General features: G+C 47.4%; 19 protein-coding genes. 11 read left to right on the top strand and 8 right to left on the bottom strand.

What is annotated here, in order from left to right; genetic code table 11:
* Positions 1-385 precede the first annotated feature (385 nt).
* The gene (gene pdxA, locus ACNFVB_RS06620; protein ID WP_430736947.1) at positions 386-1,480 is read right to left on the bottom strand and encodes a 4-hydroxythreonine-4-phosphate dehydrogenase PdxA; all 1,095 of its coding nucleotides are present in this window, start codon (positions 1,478-1,480) and stop codon (positions 386-388) included.
* Positions 1,481-1,839: 359 nt separating this feature from the next.
* Between pdxA and dnaB the strand changes: the two genes are divergently transcribed.
* The 3 genes from dnaB (at position 1,840) to argF (ending at position 5,731) form a co-directional block, all read left to right on the top strand.
* Complete coding sequence (gene dnaB, locus ACNFVB_RS06615) at positions 1,840-3,243, top strand: replicative DNA helicase (protein ID WP_201587114.1); 1,404 nt, start codon at positions 1,840-1,842, stop codon at positions 3,241-3,243.
* Positions 3,244-3,426: 183 nt separating this feature from the next.
* A complete protein-coding gene (gene alr, locus ACNFVB_RS06610) occupies positions 3,427-4,536 on the top strand; it encodes an alanine racemase (protein WP_430736946.1) in 1,110 nt (369 codons plus the stop codon).
* 271 nt (positions 4,537-4,807) lie between these two features.
* Positions 4,808-5,731, top strand: coding sequence for an ornithine carbamoyltransferase (gene argF / locus ACNFVB_RS06605; protein ID WP_430736945.1), 924 nt, complete (start codon positions 4,808-4,810; stop codon positions 5,729-5,731).
* A 143-nt stretch (positions 5,732-5,874) separates the two neighbouring features.
* Here the strand turns inward: argF and rpiA are convergent, their stop codons facing one another.
* The 5 genes from rpiA to ACNFVB_RS06580 all read right to left on the bottom strand — a co-directional run bounded on the left by rpiA (position 5,875) and on the right by ACNFVB_RS06580 (position 9,672).
* On the bottom strand, positions 5,875-6,534 hold the full coding sequence (gene rpiA / locus ACNFVB_RS06600) for a ribose-5-phosphate isomerase RpiA (protein WP_430738480.1): 660 nt from the start codon (positions 6,532-6,534) through the stop codon (positions 5,875-5,877).
* Positions 6,535-6,696: 162 nt separating this feature from the next.
* Entirely contained in the window at positions 6,697-8,007 is a 1,311-nt protein-coding gene (locus ACNFVB_RS06595; protein ID WP_430736944.1) for an arsenic transporter, read from the bottom strand.
* 106 nt (positions 8,008-8,113) lie between these two features.
* On the bottom strand, positions 8,114-8,872 hold the full coding sequence (arsH, locus tag ACNFVB_RS06590) for an arsenical resistance protein ArsH (protein WP_430736943.1): 759 nt from the start codon (positions 8,870-8,872) through the stop codon (positions 8,114-8,116).
* Positions 8,856-9,266: an arsenate reductase (glutaredoxin) gene (gene arsC / locus ACNFVB_RS06585; RefSeq protein WP_430736942.1), complete on the bottom strand. Its 411-nt coding sequence runs from the start codon at positions 9,264-9,266 to the stop codon at positions 8,856-8,858. The genes arsH and arsC overlap by 17 nt, the downstream gene beginning before the upstream one ends.
* A 43-nt stretch (positions 9,267-9,309) precedes the next feature.
* Positions 9,310-9,672, bottom strand: a complete 363-nt coding sequence (locus ACNFVB_RS06580) for an ArsR/SmtB family transcription factor (RefSeq protein WP_430736941.1) — start codon at positions 9,670-9,672, stop codon at positions 9,310-9,312.
* Between the two features lie 256 nt (positions 9,673-9,928).
* On the opposite strand from ACNFVB_RS06580, the gene ilvA reads away from it, so the two are divergent.
* The 7 genes from ilvA to ACNFVB_RS06545 all read left to right on the top strand — a co-directional run bounded on the left by ilvA (position 9,929) and on the right by ACNFVB_RS06545 (position 16,385).
* On the top strand, positions 9,929-11,482 hold the full coding sequence (gene ilvA, locus ACNFVB_RS06575; protein ID WP_430736940.1) for a threonine ammonia-lyase, biosynthetic: 1,554 nt from the start codon (positions 9,929-9,931) through the stop codon (positions 11,480-11,482).
* Between the two features lie 256 nt (positions 11,483-11,738).
* A complete protein-coding gene (locus ACNFVB_RS06570) occupies positions 11,739-12,182 on the top strand; it encodes an RNA-binding S4 domain-containing protein (RefSeq protein ID WP_430736939.1) in 444 nt (147 codons plus the stop codon).
* Between the two features lie 207 nt (positions 12,183-12,389).
* A complete protein-coding gene (locus ACNFVB_RS06565; RefSeq protein WP_430736938.1) occupies positions 12,390-12,887 on the top strand; it encodes a low molecular weight protein-tyrosine-phosphatase in 498 nt (165 codons plus the stop codon).
* A 93-nt stretch (positions 12,888-12,980) separates the two neighbouring features.
* Complete coding sequence (gene murB / locus ACNFVB_RS06560; RefSeq protein ID WP_430736937.1) at positions 12,981-14,126, top strand: UDP-N-acetylmuramate dehydrogenase; 1,146 nt, start codon at positions 12,981-12,983, stop codon at positions 14,124-14,126.
* Entirely contained in the window at positions 14,110-14,928 is an 819-nt protein-coding gene (locus ACNFVB_RS06555; protein WP_288998830.1) for a YdcF family protein, read from the top strand. The genes murB and ACNFVB_RS06555 overlap by 17 nt, the downstream gene beginning before the upstream one ends.
* A gap of 220 nt (positions 14,929-15,148) precedes the next feature.
* On the top strand, positions 15,149-15,394 hold the full coding sequence (ccoS, locus tag ACNFVB_RS06550) for a cbb3-type cytochrome oxidase assembly protein CcoS (RefSeq protein ID WP_075100933.1): 246 nt from the start codon (positions 15,149-15,151) through the stop codon (positions 15,392-15,394).
* 112 nt (positions 15,395-15,506) lie between these two features.
* Entirely contained in the window at positions 15,507-16,385 is an 879-nt protein-coding gene (locus ACNFVB_RS06545; protein WP_430736936.1) for a sulfite exporter TauE/SafE family protein, read from the top strand.
* A 207-nt stretch (positions 16,386-16,592) separates the two neighbouring features.
* Here ACNFVB_RS06545 and ACNFVB_RS06540 read toward each other — a convergent pair whose 3' ends face one another.
* Together ACNFVB_RS06540 and ACNFVB_RS06535 are read right to left on the bottom strand one after the other, a co-directional pair.
* The gene (locus ACNFVB_RS06540; protein WP_105245601.1) at positions 16,593-17,747 is read right to left on the bottom strand and encodes a DEAD/DEAH box helicase; all 1,155 of its coding nucleotides are present in this window, start codon (positions 17,745-17,747) and stop codon (positions 16,593-16,595) included.
* A 263-nt stretch (positions 17,748-18,010) separates the two neighbouring features.
* Positions 18,011-18,226, bottom strand: a complete 216-nt coding sequence (locus tag ACNFVB_RS06535; RefSeq protein ID WP_192992921.1) for a cold-shock protein — start codon at positions 18,224-18,226, stop codon at positions 18,011-18,013.
* A 339-nt stretch (positions 18,227-18,565) separates the two neighbouring features.
* On the opposite strand from ACNFVB_RS06535, the gene aroQ reads away from it, so the two are divergent.
* Positions 18,566-19,093 carry a type II 3-dehydroquinate dehydratase gene (gene aroQ, locus ACNFVB_RS06530; protein ID WP_430736935.1) on the top strand — a complete coding sequence of 176 codons (528 nt, stop codon included), beginning with the start codon at positions 18,566-18,568 and terminating at the stop codon, positions 19,091-19,093.
* Positions 19,094-19,095: the final 2 nt, after the last annotated feature.

Below are 19,095 nucleotides of genomic sequence, written 5' to 3'. Positions count from 1 at the left end.
AAAACAGACCGGTATAATGGAACCAATTATATCAGGTCATGCTTGATAACTTATAAATAGACATAGCTGACATTAGGGCGTGTTGAACATTCGACCATGGCACTGACAGCGACTATTTTTTAGGCGATTCGATGTTAAAAATAATAAGTTTAGTCATTCTAAGCGCTTATTTTTAACGATGAAGCGGCAAAAAAGAGTCCTGTCCCTGCGGGCTGATGCTAAAATTGCCCCATACTGCGTTACAAATCTCGCTAAGGCATCTGCATTATCGTCGCTTTGTGCCTTGTCTGGAACAATTTTAGCGATCAGCAGTGCCTATTTGCGAATGTTCAACACGCCCTAAACTTATCCCATAATGCCTAACAAATCTAGATAAGACAGCAACTTATACAATAGTTCCACTAACAATGGATCTGTCTGCCATCTCATTAGCCATATTTAATGCTTGATACAGACTGGTAGCACTGGCACCGCCGCTCCCTGCTAGGTCTAACGCCGTGCCATGATCCACTGACGTGCGTATATAAGGCAGCCCCAAGGTTAAATTGACTGTATCGCCAAATCCATGCGATTTGAGCACTGGTAGGCCTTGATCGTGATACATGGCGATGACTGCATCGCAGTTTGCTAAGTGTCTGGGGGTAAACAGCGTATCCGCTGGCATCGCCTCAGAGATATTGACCCCGGCAGCGATAAACTCACGCAATACGGGATTGATAATCTCCATCTCCTCCACTCCCAAATGTCCGCCCTCACCTGCATGTGGGTTTAGACCGCAGACCAATATACGTGGCTGCATCAGACCAAATTTTTCTTGCATATCATCGATGACGATTTGTACCGTTTGCCGTACATTATTAGCGGTGATGGCAGCAGGGATATCCTTTAAGGCCAAATGCGTGGTGACAAGCGCGACTTTCATGGCTTGATTGGCGAGCATCATTACCACTTTGTCGCAGCCGCTTTGCTGCATAAAAAACTCAGTATGACCGCTAAACATAGTGCCATCTGGCAATCTGATATCGGCATCGATCAGTGCTGACTTTTGTAATGGTCCTGTGATAATGGCCGCGATGGCTTTGTAGGTGGCCAATTGATGGGCAATCTCTAATTGCTGGGCGACCATGGCCGAATTGCGCGTATTAATTTGTCCACAAACGACGGATTGAGCACAAGGCGTATTTAACAAAATAAACGCATGGCCATCATGAGTATTCATATGCATCTTCTGTGGCATCTGCTCTAAGAAATTATCAACTGCTATGTCTAAATCGACAGTTTGCCAGCGCGGACAGCTTCGTAGTACGCCCGCTGCCAGCAACATATCAGCACGCTTTTGCAGCGCGGTATGATCGGCAGTGACCCATATAGGACGCGCAAAGTCTTGTAGCTTACCCTCAGCTGCCAGCATCAGCACGATATCCATACCGATACCAGCAGGTTCACCGGTGGTGATTAATAGCGGCAATTTTTTTTGCATAGTGAAAACTATCCTATATTTACATTAACATTTTGATTTAATTATATTTTTTATTAAAAAAATTAGATTTCCTCGTTAAGTCTAATCTTAAACATTCTCGCTCATCAAAGACGGTGTTTTTACAGATAATTATTTATAACGTCCGAAAAAAGGGCAGAATGTGTTAAACTTTCGCCTTTCATTGTAGCATTTACTAGCAAGCATTGAGACCACATTTGGTACCTCTAGCATAACCGTGCGTCGGCTTTGTTTTGTTGCGTCGTTTTGCTGCACTATTACTAAAATAAAAACCTTACCACATACCCATCCATACCTTTTTTATAGCATATTTATACCGACTCTTGACACATTAGGCACTCATGGCAGACAACGACAAATCCGACGACTTACTCAATCAGACACCGCCGCATAATATCGATATCGAAAAGGCGCTACTGGCCTCTTTGATGAGTATTGAAGAGGCGTACGACAAGATTGCCGATATCGTCACCAAAGACGACTTTTATGCAGGTCGGCATCAATACATTTTTGATGCGATTGCCCATTTAGCGGCCGTTGGCGAGCCTTATGACACTGTGATGGTCCATGACTGGCTAGAGGCACAAAAACTCCTAAAAAGTGCAGGCGGCGACAGCTATTTGGCAGATATTTTGAGTCAAAGCCCAGCGACCTTATTCAACCTCACTGCCTATGCGCAGCGCGTGCGTGAGCTCTCTACCTTACGCCAGCTGATTACCACTGGTAACGATATGCTGGCACTGGCATATAATCCAAAAGACCAAACGGTCAGTGATATTTTAGACAATGTCGAGAGTAAGATATTTAGCATCAATGAGCAGCATAATAAACGCGCCGAGCAGCGTGGGCCTGTCGGTATTACCTCGGTGCTGACCAATGTCATCGACCAAATTCAAGAGCTAAAATCCAACCCCGATGGCATGATTGGCTTACAAACACCCTTTGCAGAGTTGAACAATAAAACGCAAGGCTTGCAATCTGGCGACTTAATCATCGTCGCCGCCCGTCCATCTATGGGTAAAACCACCTTTGCCATGAACTTAGCAGAAGGTGTATTGTTTAATGAAGACCTGCCAGTGGTGGTGTTTTCTATGGAGATGCCCGCTGAGTCTATCGTCATGCGTCTGCTATCCTCTTGGGGGGCGATCAACCAAACGCACCTGCGCTCAGGCCAGATGAATGAAGACGAATGGGCGAAAATGATGAACGCCATTCAGCATCTACAATCCAAGCATCTGTACATCGATGACAGTACGGCGCTACCGCCCTCTGAGATGCGCTCACGCTGCCGGCGCATCGCCAAAAACCATGATGGCAAGCTAGGCGCTATCGTGGTCGATTATTTACAGCTGATGAAAGTCCCTAGCCTTGATGGTAACCGTGTGGGCGAAATCTCTGAGATCTCTCGTAGTCTAAAGGCGCTCGCACGTGAGCTTCAGTGTCCGGTCATCGCCTTATCACAGCTTAACCGTAGTCTGGAAAACCGCCCAAACAAACGCCCTATTATGTCGGATTTGCGTGAATCAGGGGCAATTGAGCAGGATGCCGATTTGATTATGTTCATCTATCGTGATGAGGTTTATAATGAAAACTCAGACCTCAAAGGCGTGGCCGAAATCATCATTGGTAAACAGCGTAACGGGCCCATTGGCACCGTACGTTTGGGCTTTGAAGGCCAGTTTACCCGCTTTATCAACCTAACGCCTGAGTACTATCAAGGTGTCAGTTTTGAAAACGATGAATAACCCCAAACGCTCACGATTGAGCATTTAATAAAACCCAAACAAATCATCACGAACCCTAGCCAATGCGGTATCAGCGCCATTGATATCGCATTGGCTTTATTGCTTCACCCTCTTTTTACTCGATGTATTTGCTCATAAAACAAGTTGATTTATCAAATCACGTTGCCAATAAAGAAGCCTATTATGCGTACCATTACTATCAAACCAAAAGCCCTCACTCATAACTTATACCAAGTAAAAAACCTGGCCCCAAATGCTAAAGTACTCGCCATGGTCAAGTCCAATGCCTATGGTCATGGCGTGGCGGCGGTACTGCCCGCCCTTCAGCAAGCCGACGGCATCGGTGTGGCTACTTTGGCAGAGGCTCTAGAGGCACGGCAATTGGGCTGGCATAAAACCATTGGGCTCATTGAAGGCGCCTTTACCGCTGATGAATGGCAGACCGCCATTGCCCAAGATATCAGCTGCGTGATTCATCATCAGCCGCAGCTGATGTGGGCGCTAGACAACATCCCACCTGCCAGCAGTGCCACGCGCGTGGTTTGGCTAAAATACAATACCGGTATGAATCGCTTAGGGTTTGATGCCAAAGGCGTTATCGATGCGGCGGCGCGGCTACATGCAGGCGGCTATCAGCTGATTTTAACCACGCATTTTGCCAATGCCGATGACAGCAGCCACCCGCTAAATGCGCTACAAATTCAGCGCTTTAATGAGATGCTGCAAACCTTAAAAGAAACCGTCAGCGATGAAGTAAAAGGCTCGTTGTGTAACTCAGCAGGTATCGTCAATTTTGCAGAGCATCATCATGACTGGGTACGCCCTGGTATTATTTTATATGGTAGCTCACCGGTCGTCGACCAAAGTGCAGCTACGTTAGACTTGCAGCCTGCAATGGAGCTTTGCGCCCAAATCATCGCCTTGCAGACAGTCAGCGCCAATGATGCCGTCGGCTATGGCAGCTTATGGTCAGCACCGCACGATACCAAAACCGCCCTCGTCAGTATCGGCTACGGTGACGGCTACCCTCGCGTCATCAGCAGTGACGCCTATGTGACCGTCATCAATGCCGTAGATCAGCAGCGCTATCGCTGTGCCGTGCTTGGACGCGTGGCCATGGATATGATCGTTATCGATGTCAGCGCGATGCCAGCAGGCACCGCCTTAAACAGCAAAGTCATCTTATGGGGTGAGGCGCCGCACGTCGATGAAGTCGCAAGTCACGCTGGGACGATCAGCTATGAGCTATTATGTCGCCTGAGCACGCGCCCAGCCCGTATAGCCGCTCACTAAATACCTAAACTTAAATCACTGACAGGTTTGGCATCCTGACTGGTAAAGGGTTTTATGTCATTAGCCAGTCTACGCGCACAGATGGCATCGGGCATCTATAGCAAGTAATACCGCAGCCGTATAAAAGGGTGCTGACTTGAGAAAATTGGCCGTTTACATTGGGCCTAATTGCGCTATACTAAAAGTTTGTTGTCACCCCAGTGTGCGCGTTGAGCGCTGCTGTATACGACTGATAACGTTTCACTGACTGCGATCGACTGCTAGGACTACTATGAGTTTGCGCCATTTTTTGACTTTATCTGATTTAACCCAACAAGAACTAGAAACCCTTATCAAACGCGCAAGCGAATTACGTAAGATGCAACATGCAGGCGAGGTCTATCAGCCTTTTGTTGGCCGGACGCTTGGCATGATATTTGAGAAGTCCTCTACCCGTACGCGTATCTCGTTTGAGACAGGCATGGGACAATTTGGCGGTAGCGCCATCTTTTTATCACCCAATGATACCCAGCTTGGCCGCGGTGAGCCGCTAGAGGACTCTGCACGCGTCATCTCAAGCATGGTCGATATCATCATGATTCGCACCTTTGGTCACGAAAAAGTCGAGACCTTTGCTGAGTACTCTAGTGTGCCGATTATCAACGCTTTGACGGACGACTTTCACCCCTGTCAGCTCCTCGCTGATATGCAAACCTTCTATGAGCATCGCGGCAGTATTGAGAACAAAACCGTCACTTGGGTTGGCGATGGCAACAATATGTGCGCCTCTTACATGCAAGCGGCGAGTCAGTTCGGCTTTGAGCTACGCGTGGCTGCGCCTTATGGCTTTGAGCCTGATCCTAAGCTGATGGAGCGTTTCTCGCATTGCGTCAACCTAGTCGAAGATGTGCAAGATGCAGCAAAAGACTCGCACCTTATCGTCACCGACGTCTGGGCCAGTATGGGGCAAGAGTCTGAGCAAAACACTCGCGCGCGCCGCTTTGCACCCTATCAAGTGACGCCCTCACTGCTTGATAAAGCCGACCCAGATGTTGTCTTTATGCACTGCTTGCCTGCGCACCGCGGCGAAGAAATCTCTCACGACATGCTTGATGATCCGCGCTCCGTGGTCTGGGACGAAGCCGAAAACCGCTTACATGCGCAAAAGGCCCTGATGGAGTTTTTGCTCAAGGATAAGATTAAACTATCGGTTTAGCTGATCGATAATCGATTCGTTTAAAAGCACATATTTTTAAAACAGATAGCAAAAAGGCAGATTACTTATAGTAGTCTGCCTTTTCTTAGTTTTAAGTTCTTAGTTTCAAGCTTCAAAAGTTTAACGATAGACATTGACGCCTATTAACGCGTTATCGTTTCAACCCCATTACTACTCGCTTTTAGCAAAACATCGGCTTGATTAGCGGCAAAGATGCCATTACATACAACCCCAACGATATTATTTAGCTCTTTTTCAAGCGCTATAGGATTGCTGACATCTAGGTCATAAGTGTCGAGAATGACATTGCCATAATCAGTGACAAAGTCCTCACGGTAGACTGGCTCACCGCCCATTTGTGCTAGCTGACGTGCCACATAGGAGCGCGCTTGCGGCAAGACTTCGATTGGGACTGGGAATGCGCGACCTAGAATATCGACACTCTTACTCTCATCAACCATACAGACGAATTTATTGGACGCTGCAGCGACGATTTTTTCACGCGTCAGCGCGCCGCCGCCGCCTTTGATGAGTTGCAGATGGGCATTAACTTCATCAGCACCATCGATATAGACATCAAGCTGGCCGGCAAAGTTTAGATCGACAATCTCGATACCCAAAGCACGCAATTTGTCTTCTGTCACCTGTGAGCTGGCAACGGCGCCAGCAAGCTTGACCTGCGGCAATAGCTCAATCAGGCAGTTTACCGTACTACCTGTCCCTACGCCAAGTATCATGTCATCTTCGATATAACTTAGAGCAGCTCTGGCTGCGGCTTGCTTTTGTGCTTGCTGATCACTCATCATAAATCCTTGACAGAATAAACGTATCGTCTTGAAAAAATTAAAGGCTAAAAAAGGTAAAATACGCGGCTATTATAACCGATGACTTCGATATATGTCAGCGTAAAACCAATTCTAATAATAGGACTTCCACCCGGAATTGATAACCCATATAAATGCCTTTTAAACCCCAGAGACATGATGCAACCAAAACACCAAAGCTAACAGCGTGGCTAATAATACTGGCGGCGTAATGAACAGGCCGATTTTCATATACTGCCCCCAGCTGATTTTATAGTCCTTTTCTGCTAAGACATGCAGCCATAATAAGGTCGCAAGACTGCCAATGGGCGTAAACTTCGGCCCCAGATCATTGCCAATCACATTGGCATAAACCATCAGCTCGCGAGTCGCTGCGGGTACTTGCGCGCTATCGATAGCCAATGCGCCTACCAAGGTGGATGGCATATTGTTCATGATAGAGGCCACAATCGCTGAAAGAAATCCCGTGCCTACTGTGGCGATGACATTGCCTTGCTGCCCTAACCAATTGAGTATTTGAGCACCATAAGCCGTCAGTCCTGCGTTACCCAAGCCATACACCACCAAGTACATACCGATTGAAAACAAGACGATTTGCCAAGGCGCTTTACGTACGACGTCAGATACAGAAACAACCGCATCTCGCCCGCCTTGCCACCAGCGGCCTGCGATTGCCATTAATACCAATGCCGCTGCTCCCGTGACGAGGGAAATGGGCACACCTAATGACTCGGTGGCAAAATAAGCAACCAATAACAAAGCAAGTAGCGGAAAAGCGGCTTTAAACACCAGCGGATCTTCGATAGCAGACTCTGGTGCGCTAAGATTGGCAATAGAATAGTGCGTTGGAATTTGGCGCGCATAGACTACCCACAGCACTGCTAATGTTGCGATGACAGAGACAATATTGACTGGCACCATGACCGCCGCATAACGTCCAAAGCCGATATCAAAATAATTGGCGCTGACGATATTAACCAGATTAGAAGTCACTAACGGCAAACTTGCGGTATCAGCGATAAAGCCCGTCGCTATGATAAAAGCCAATGCCGACGGCGGTGAAAACTTCAGCCGGAGCAAGATAGCGATGACAATCGGTGTTAGAAGTAATGCAGCGCCATCATTGGCAAAAAACGCGGAGATAAAAGCGCCCAATATCACAATCATGGGAAACAACAACCGTCCCTGCCCATTGCCCAGGCTCGCCACATGAAGCGCCGCCCAACCAAAAAATCCCGCTCTATCTAAGATAAGCGAGATGATAATTAGCGCCACGAAGGTAAAAGTCGCATCCCAAACGATGTCCCATACAATACCGACATCGGATAACTGCACCACACCAAAAGCCAAGGCGACCAAGGCTCCGCCCAGCGCGCTCCAACCAATGCCCAAGCCTTTAGGCTGCCATACCACCAAAACCAAAGTCACGATAAAGATAATGAATGCGAGCATGGTACAACCTTATTTGAGCTGGCTTTTTTAACCGAATTGTTTTAACCGGCTTGGTTTAACCGATTTTGTTGAGCTATTTGGTTTAGCCGATTGAATCTATAAAAGACTAAATCGACTTTTGATTGACACGTTGCGACACTGCTTCGGCACTTTCCACCCTCTCAGAGTACCTATCGGTCAGATAGGCCGAGCGTCCACGAATGAGCCAAGTGAACTTCACTAGCTCCTCACAGACATCGACAAGGCGCAGATATAAGGGCGACATATCCATGCGGTTATCGTCGTTAAATTCTAAAAAAGCCTTTGGAATCGATGATTGATTGGGGATAGTAATCATGCGCATCCAGCGCCCCAGAATGCGCAGCTGATTGACGGTATTAAAGCTTTGACTGCCACCGCTCACTTGCATCACTGCCAAGGTTTTGCCTTGAGTTGGGCGTACGCCGCCCAGTGCAAGCGGTATCCAATCGATTTGTGCTTTCATAATGCTGGTGATGCTGCCGTGACGCTCTGGACTCACCCACAGCATGCCCTCTGACCACTGCGCCAGCTCGCGCAGCTCTTGCACCTTTGGGTGATTGCTGTCAGCGTCATCAGGCAGCGGCAACCCTGACGGATTGAACATCCGCACCTCGCAGCCATACCAACGCAGCAGCCGACTTGCCTCCTCAGCCGCTAATCTAGAAAATGAGCGCTCACGTAACGACCCGTATAGCACCAGTATCTTAGGTGGATGACGTGGGTCATTTGGGGCAATCAGCGACTCAATATCTATCGGTTGTAATTGACTGGCATCAATATTGGGCAAGTCATCTAACTTTAACGACCCCTCTGCGTCAGGCTGATTATTATTGGCTATTGTCATGATAAATCGTCTCGCCGTCTTCTTTGGTAAAGCTGCTCACTGGATTTTCTAACAATGTAAACACCTGCTCTGAAGGTCGGCATAACGCTGCGCCCTTATCCGTGACCACGATAGGACGATTGATCAAGATAGGGTGCGCGATCATCGCATCGATAATATGGTCATCAGATAGCTCAGGATTGTCTAAGCCCAGCTCATCATTGATAGCTTCTTTGCTACGTAATAATTCTCTAGGCGAGATATCCATCTTTGCCAATAGGTCAACCAACTCGTCACGAGTCGGCGGGTTTTTTAGATACTCCACCACTTCTGGCTGCTCACCTGATGCCTTTATGATGGCAAGCGTATTGCGAGAAGTACCGCAGTTTGGATTATGCAAAATCAAGGGTTTCATAGCGATATCACCTATTTTTTGAATCTAGTTATTAGGGTGTGCTTTACAGACTGTCTTTTTTATCAGATTTGGCAGCCTCACAGCCGCTTAAGCTATCTATGAGCGAAGCACACAGCTCTGGATGTCCCGCGCAGCAGTCCTGCAATAAAAATTGCACGACCGCCTTCATATGCGACAACGACGCGCGATAGATAATTTGCCGACTTTGGCGTTTTGACACCACCCACCCTGCTCGTGCCAGCACGGCTAAATGCGCGGACATAGTATTATGCGGCACACATAGCTGACGGGCTATTTCACCCGCAGGTAGGCCTTCAGGCTCCTGACTGACCAGTAATTTAAAGGCTTTTAGACGCGTTTCTTGAGAGAGCGCAGCAAAGCTTGCAATAGCGTTAGTTATTTCCATATGTCCAATAATACAGACATATCATAATAATGCAATAAGTTTCGTTTATACCCAGTCAGATTACTGCCCTGTTCTATCAGATACCCAAACAAGCTGACTACCTTTTAACCGCCAAACACTCACTTCTGCCCAGCTCAGTATGAAATCACCATAAAACTGCAATTGTGTCTTGCAAGATAGGTAAAATCAGCATAGGCTAATCTATTTCGTTTTTATTGTTATCTATACTTTTTATCGACAATTTTTAGGGGTCATTATGCTATCACACTGGGTACGAGCCATCTTGCAAGCCACCGTCTATGACGTTGCTATTCAAACGCCACTAGAAGCAGCTCCCAAGCTGACCCAACGTTTTGCTAATGATATTCGCTTTAAGCGCGAAGACCTGCAACCTGTCAAATCCTTTAAATTGCGCGGCGCTTATAATCGCATTAGCCAGCTGTCCGATGAGCAAAAAGCGCGCGGCGTCATTTGTGCATCAGCAGGCAACCATGCACAAGGAGTTGCTTACTCTGCGAAAACACTTAATCTTAACAACATCATTGTCATGCCCACCACTACGCCAGACATTAAAGTCAATGCGGTGAGAGCACTTGGGGGCAATGTCGATCTGCACGGCGACAGCTTCGACGAGGCCAACCGCTACGCAATCAATCGCGCCGAGGCTGAGGGCCTGACCTTTATCCCGCCTTATGATGATGAGTTGGTCATTGCCGGTCAAGGCACCATCGGGCTTGAGCTCACGCAGCAGTGGCGCAACATGGATTATGTGTTTGTGGCGGTTGGCGGCGGCGGCTTAGTCTCAGGGGTTGCCGCATTTTTAGGCGAAGTTGCGCCGCATGTCAAAGTCATCGCTGTAGAAGCGGAACAATCGGCATCACTCAAAGCTGCTTTAGAAGCCAATGAGCGCGTTAAGCTTGAGCAAGTTGGTCTGTTTGTCGATGGCGTAGCGGTGGCGCAAATTGGCGAGCTACCTTTTGAGGTGGTGCGCACGCAAAAAAGCGATGGATCCGGGCCTATTGTCGAGCCAGAAGTGGTGACTTGTACTAACGATGAAGTCTGCGCAGCAGTCAAAGATGTCTTTGAAGAAAACCGCAGTATCGTTGAGCCAGCCGGCGCCTTATCAGTAGCGGGTATGAAAAAATACATCAAAGCGCATGATTTGCAAGGCAAAAACTGCGTCGGCATCATCTGCGGTGCCAACATGAACTTTGACCGCCTGCGTTATATCGCTGAGCGCACCGAAATCGGCGAGAAAAAAGAAGCCATCTTTGGTGTGACCATTCCTGAGCAAACGGGCGCTTTTTTAAACTTCTGTCGCAGCTTGCACGGACGTAATATTACTGAATTCAACTACCGCGCCGATAGTCAAAAATCACCAGATTCGATGGAGCCTGCCTCAATCTTCGTCGGTATCGCCCTAAAAGAAGGCGAAAAAGAGCGACACACCATCAGCAAACAGCTGGCAGATGATGGCTATACCGCTCACGATTTGACCGACGATGACATCGCCAAATCGCACATCCGCCATCTTATCGGTGGCCATGCTCATGTCGAAAACGAGCAGCTACTAAAAGTGGTATTTCCAGAGCGTCCTGGCGCATTGCTGACTTTCTTAGAAAAGCTTGGCGATGATTTTAATATCACCTTGTTCCATTATCGCAATCATGGCGCCGCTGAGGGTCGCGTGTTGGTTGGCCTACAAGCCTCGATGAGCAACTCGCGTCAACTGCAAGACGCCCTGCTAGATATCGGCTACGAGTGCACTATGATTAATAATAATATCGCCTATCAGTTGTTTTTAAAGTAAGCAGGATGTGTTAATCACCATTGTTTACATAGCTTAGACGACCAATACTTTATGGCACAGTATAACTTTCAACGGCTTGTCTTTATTAAGACGAGCCGTTTTTTATCCTGTACTGTGCTATGATCTGCTGATGGTATCCTTTATTAGATTGACCAATTAGGGCGGTATCGATTGCACCCTCAGACTAAGTTGCTCTTTTAATTTATAAAAAAAGCACCATTTATGATCATAGTTTATTGATATCTATGAGGTTTTGATGAGTAAACACAATAAAAACCATAATCAACCAAGTCATAGCCAGTCAGATATGGCACGCATGCGTATCGATAAATGGCTGTGGGCGGCACGGTTTTATCGTACACGCTCGCTCGCCAAAGAAGCGATTGAGAGCGGGCGTGTGCATTATGCTGGCAGCCGTGTAAAGACCAGTAAAGAGATTGCCGTCGGTGACGAGTTGCAGATTCGTCAAGGCTCCGCCACTGCCATGACCGAAAAAACCGTCATCGTCGAGGTGCTAAGTGCTCAGCGCGGCAACGCCTCGACGGCACAGATGCTATATTCAGAGACCGAGGAGAGCGAAAAACGCCGAGCATACTATGCCGAGCAGCGTAAGCTTGCCAACCTTGCCCGTCCTGATAATAAACCCAACAAAAAAGAGCGTCGTGATTTGCAGCGCTTTAAAAACAAACAACACTCATGATCGAAACCCGAAACATCAAGGACTACCTACTTTAGGTATTCTTGGTAAACGTGCTGTGAATGTCACAGACGCCACCGTGCTCTTCGCCCTTGCCATTTCATGTATTAACCGTTAGGCTAGGGACTATTTAATCACTAACATGCTAATAAGCCGCATCCCCTATGCTGGTCTTAATGGCATGTTTTTTTTGTTATAAAAGGTCATAGTATGCTGATAAAAGCCTGTACCCCATCTTCTGTGTTATTGGTTTGCTTGGGAAATATCTGTCGATCGCCCACGGCCGAAGAGATTTTTCGGCAGCAAGCAGCGATTGCCGGCCTGTCCTTAAAGGTAGACTCAGCAGGCACGGGCGACTGGCATATCGGTCATTCGCCAGATGAACGCTCGCAGCGCCATGCCAAATCTCACGGCTATAACATCGGCAAACTGGTGGCTCGCCAAGTCAGCGCTGACGACTTTCGTCAGTTTGACTTGATATTGGCTATGGATAGCCAAAACCTGGCGGATTTGCAAGCGATAAAGGACGGGATAGATGAGCCTGAAGAGACCTTAGCAAAACTGGCTTTGTTTAGTGAAGAAGATCCCACTTACGGCGGCGATGATGTGCCAGATCCTTATCATGGCGATGCTGAAGACTTTGAGGAAGTCATAAAACGCATTGAATCAAGTGCACAAGCTTGGATTGAAAGCTGGAAAACATGCTAGCGATAAGGTCCATATTTTTGCTACTTTTATGAGTGGTATCCTTTATAATAAACCCCGTACTATTTGTTCTTTATCTGCCATATAGGCTACGTTATGACCTTAGTTTCACGTCTCGATCGAGATGCTCACTTAGCGACTCAGACTCACTCGCCAGCAGATGCCCTACTGCGTCATGCCGTCGATTTGTCTCATCATAACACCATGGCCTTAGCCTGTAGCGCTGATACAGTCATCACCTTGCATGACGAAGCGCAGATTGACGCATTGATGGTAGATAAGACAGCAGCCATTAAAGAGCGCCCTCTCTTAATCCTCTCAGGTGGCAGTAACGTGTTACTGCCTACCAAGCTAGATGCCACTGTATTGCAGCCTATGATGCGCGGTATCAACGTGGTCGCGCAGACAGACAATTATATCGATATCGAGGTCATGGCGGGCGAGAACTGGCATGACCTTGTGACTTATACCGTCCATCAGGGCTGGTACGGTCTTGAAAACCTAGCCTTGATTCCTGGTCTAACAGGGGCGGCTCCTGTACAAAACATCGGTGCTTATGGCGTACAGCTCGAAGACCATTTGTTATATGTCCGCGCCTATCATCTGCCTACTCAAACATGGCAGCAGCTGTCAGCGGCACAGTGTCAATTTGGCTATCGCGATAGTATCTTTAAGCGTACGCCCAATACTTGGCTCATCAGCCGGGTGGCCTTTCGCTTGCATCTTCATGAAACCCAAGTAAAGTCCAGCTATGGCGATGTACAGACAGTAGCGCAGCGTTATGCCGATGCACAAGGGTATCAGTACCTCACCCCAGCGCATGTGATGCAAGCGATCATCGATATTCGCCAGCAAAAACTGCCCAACCCAAAACAGCTACCCAACTGTGGCAGTTTTTTCCAAAACCCTATTATTCCTCAAGCGCAGTTTACAGCGCTGCAAACCACCTATCCTGACATTGTCGGCTACCCCATGCCAGATGCGATGATAAAAGTTGCGGCTGGCTGGTTAATCGAGCAAGCAGGACTCAAAGGCGGCGGCATTGCACCCATTATGACGCATCAGCAGCAAGCCCTTGTATTGACCAACCACCAGCCTTATCAGGCGACGCAAAATGATGTGGCCACCGCGCAGCACCATATTGCCCAAGTGGTATACGAAAAATTTGCCATACGTTTATCACGTGAGCCAGTATGGATAAACGCCGATGGCTCGATTGGGTACGATGAGCATGCGGCCTAAACCATCATGGTCGATACGCTTATGGCGGCATTATCTGCGCATGGCTGAGCGTTTGCTAAAGCTGCTTCGCATTATTAATATCACTTTTTTATTGGGCACCACGTCCATCATTTTGCTACTGATTAGCTTATTTACCCCTTTATTTTCTCAAGCCGTCGTCTATATCCTCTCCTTATTACCGCTACCAAACATGCCATCAGCTGCCATGAGCTCACCGCCGACCGCTTATGTGGTATTGGGAGGCGGCTTGACCAATGATCATAACAATCAAATCATTCTCAACAGCTACAGTCTCAATCGCGCCCGAACGGCTGCAACGGCCTATCATGACTTACCCTTACCTATTGTGTTAAGCGGGGCAGAAGCGCCTTGGCTTGGTCAATGGCTAATCGAGCATGGTATTGATGGTCTGATCAGTGAAAATGCCAGCATGAACACCTGCGAAAACGCGCGCTTTACCGCCAAGCGTATCCCGCTGCATCACGTGTATCTGATTACCGATAGCTATCATATGGCGCGTGCGCGCAGACAATTTGCCCTAAATGGTATCAACAGCACCCCACTCATCGCCCCTTTGCCGGTAAGACGCGACTGGCACAAACCTGCGCAGAATTTAACGCACTCACGCCGTGCAGTGTATGAAGTAGCCGCCTACTTGCGCGATGTAATACGGCCGCAGATGGATTGTCGCCACGCCAATGATGTAAGCGAGCAGCAACTACTGACACCTAGAGGCAATGTGGCCAAGACAACGTCCAAAGCAGAACAAACCATAGAAAACCAAACCATAGAAGAAGAATAGCATTCATATGGTCGCGGCCATGCCATTTACAGTATAAAAACGATACCACTTTTCATTGGATGACTTGATAGCGATGTATCCAAGCTTTAAGCAACCAATCTCTGAATATTTGATTTATTTGGATTCGACCATACTTGCTGATTAGTTGGCAGCTGTCCAGCCATTAGTAGGGGTAATGAGTGTATAATAAGAGCAGAAACTGCTAGAAAAGAGATCTACCATGCTCAGTATATTTTTATTAATTCCATTAAGTCTGATGCTGTTTGTGGTTGCCATTTGGGCGGTGCGTTATGCGGTCAAATCCAATCAATTTGAGGATTTAGACAATGCCTCTCAGCGCATCATTTTAGATGATCGGCAAGAGCGCCGCCAAACCATGCAGACTCATGAGCGCGCCACTACCCATCAGCAGACTGACGATTCAGATAGCGTATCGGTGCAACCACAAGAGCGCGATAAGCTTTGAACCATTAAGGCGTTAGTCATACACGGCTGGTAGTCCTTTGATATGGTGTTATTTGACGATCAGCCGTGTCATATCATTAGACCAACTTTTTACTATTTTTAGGAGTTACCCTATGACCACAGCGTTACTTGTTGCGGCATTACTAATGGGATTTTTTGGCTCACCGCATTGCTTGGGTATGTGCGGCGGACTGGTGACTGCTTTTGGACTGTCGATGAAAGATATTAGCCCAGCCAAGCGCCGCGCTCTTGTCTTTACTTATCATTTTGGCCGTCTGAGCAGTTATGCACTGTTAGGTCTGCTGGCAGGATTTATCGGTACGACGGTGTTAGAGCCACTCATGAAAGGCAATAGCTTGCCACGTATTTTATTGGGCGCAGTGTTGGTCTTTGTGGGTGTGACCATGCTTGGCGCGCCTTTTTTAAATAAGCTTGAGCGCTTTGGTATGCGCTTTTGGCAATACCTCAGCCCGCTACGCCAAAAGGTCTTTCCCCTAAACACCTTTCCACGTGCATTGACAGCTGGTCTACTTTGGGGGTTTTTACCTTGCGGTTTGGTATATGGCGCCCTACTCATCGCGGTGGTAGCTCACAATCCTTTGGGCGGTGCAGCGTTGATGTTTGTCTTTGGTCTTGGCACGGTGCCGATGCTGGTCGCCACCCATGAGACGGTCGGCTGGTTACGTGAAAAAATTGGCCGCTTTCATCTAAGACAGCTCAATGGCGCAATCATGGTGCTGTCTGGCTTGGCTGTCGTTGCTATCCCTATGGTCATGGCAAATATGCACGGTGGACACGGCAGTGGCCATGGGCAAATGGATCATGGTAGTCACTCGGCGATGATGTCTGATGCAGACAGCCCAGCCCATCATGATATGAGCCAAATGGATCATGACATGACGCCTGCGATGGATAGCACAGTCGATCATAGTATGCATGATATGAGTGATGACGCCATGAGTCATCATGCACACCACGAGCCGTCTTCGTAGACATCATACATATAAAAGTATCGACAGCTAAGGCGCGTCTTGATTTCGACATCATCGTATTTTACTAAGACACTTTAGCCAAAAGCCCTTAACCTCACCACTGAGATTAAGGGCTTTTTGTATTAGGGCGTGTCCTTAATTTAATTGCTAGTCACCTAAATGAGTTAGAAATAAGGACATACCCAAGCCTAGACGACAAATACCGCCCTACTCTTGCCACTGCTCTAACGCAAATTTTGTATCCAGATGCTTTTCTAATGCTGGGATATTGAACGCATCATCTTCGCTGACAAAGCTAATACTAATGCCTGTCTGTCCAGCACGGCCAGTACGGCCAATACGGTGTACATAATCATCTGGTTGATCAGGCAAAGTATAGTTGACCACATGGCTGATATCATCGACATGAATCCCGCGACCTGCGACGTCTGTGGCGACCAAAATAGCAGCATGACCGTCTTTAAAACGCTGCAAATACTTCTCGCGTTTTTGCTGAATCACATCACCCGATAGCATGACGACTTTATGAGATTGGCGCAGCTTATGATAGAGGCGTTTGACTTGGTCTTTGCGATTGGCAAATACGATAACTTTTTCGACATCGCTATCACTAATAATGCGCTGCAAGGCCGCCAGCTTTTGATCTTCTGTCAATAGATAAAAGTGCTGATCGACCAGCTCACTGGTTTTGTGCTCAGGCTCGATCTCAACAAACTGTGGCTCATGCAGCCAGCGATACGCCAAGTTCATCACATCTTGGTTGAAGGTCGCGGAAAAAAGAAGACTCTGACGATCAGTATTGGCAGGCATGCGCCCGACCAACCGCTTGATGTCAGGGATAAACCCCATATCCAGCATACGGTCTGCTTCATCGAGCACCAACACCTCAACGCGATCCAAAAACACCATGCCTTTATTGGCAAGATCAATCAGACGCCCTGGCGTCGCTACCAAAATATCCACGTACTGACGCTCAAGCTCATGCTGCTGGGTTTCGTAATTGGTGCCACCCATGATACAGACGCTATGCAGTGAGGTGTATTTGGTCAAGGCAATACAGTCATCAAATATCTGCTGAGCAAGCTCGCGCGTCGGTGCCATCACTACCGCACGTGGCTCTCCCAAATAACGCTCTTCGTCACTAGCAAAAGGCCGTTTTAACAACGCTTCCATAATGGTCAATAAAAACGTGGCCGTCTTCCCTGTCCCTGTTTGGGCTTGACCGATTGCGTCTTGATTGGCCAAAGTATGCGGCAGTATCTTTGCTTGAATGGGTGTCAGCTCGGTAAAACCCAAATCACTGACGGCACGTAGGGTCGGATTTGATAACGGTAAATCCGTAAACTTCTTAAAATTACTCAAAAAAATATCCTTTTAGACAAATCACTTATTATAAATAATCAGATGCCAATCGCTGATGAATGACTCACTCGCCATCTTCTTAAAGCCCTACATTTGACAGCTCATATACAGCACATCGCGTAAGCACAAAAAAAGCCAAGCCCGACATCGTATCTTACCCATGCCGATTTTTTAGCATAGGTAAGACCAGACGGGCTTGACTCAGTAGTATATCAGTAGTTTGTACAGACATTATAGCGAAACCGCTGTAATGACTGGATAGATTACTCTTCTATTTTTCTGACTTCTTCAGCCTGAAGGCCTTTTTCACCTTCTACCACACTGAACTCAACCTTTTCGCCATCTTTTAAAGAACGATAGCCATCACCTTGAATCGCACGGAAATGGACAAAAATGTCTTCTCCGCTGTCACGTTGAATGAAACCAAAGCCTTTTGAGTCATTAAACCACTTAACGATACCTTGCTCACGAGCTGACATAATATTACTTCCTAAAAAAGTCCGCTTAGCCCCAACTTCCTTTGCAACATTGCATATAAACGGGGTCTAAGATTGTGAAATCAAAAACTTAAGAGTACTGTTCTAACCACTATCTTTAAGCTCAGCCTTTAAATAGGCTTATCCTATCGATAGCAACAAACGGCAATAGCAACAAACTTGCAAGAATTGTTGCATAAAAAATATCATAGCACGGGTTTTTAGCAACATAAAGACTTTTAACTTGCTTTTTGCCAATAAGAGACATTTTTGCCGTAATTTTTTTATCGTCCGCAACCTAAGCTGGTATGATTAACCGATTTGATAACCAAAGAGACCACTATGTCCACCACTCCTTCTGTCGCCGCCGTCCACTCTCTTGAGGCCAATCGCTCAAACACGCTTTCTTATAAATTATTGCTGGTCAACGGCGTCAATCTAAACTTACTCGGCAAACGTGAGCCTGAAATATATGGGCACACCACACTGGCAGAGATTGAAAAACGTTTGATCGCTCGTGCCGCCGAGCATGGCGTTGAACTGATATGCATCCAATCCAACCACGAAGGCCAACTCGTGGACGATATCCAGCACTACGGACTGCTTGCCGATCCAGCGGCGCAAGTTGATGCGATCATCATCAACCCTGCCGCCTTTACCCATACCTCCGTTGCCCTACGTGATGCACTATTGGCCACCCAAAAGCCCTTTATCGAGGTACATTTATCCAATATCCATGCGCGTGAGCCTTTTCGCCAGTATTCTTACTTAAGCGATATCGCGGTGGGTGTGATCTGCGGTTTGGGACAGCAAGGGTATCAGATGGCCCTTGACTACTGGTTGACCCATACCTATTTGGTCAGCCAATGACT

Source organism: Psychrobacter sp. VH5 (genome assembly GCF_050572635.1).
Taxonomy (GTDB): Bacteria; Pseudomonadota; Gammaproteobacteria; order Pseudomonadales; family Moraxellaceae; genus Psychrobacter; species Psychrobacter celer.
This window is presented reverse-complemented; position numbering and strand designations above follow the sequence as displayed.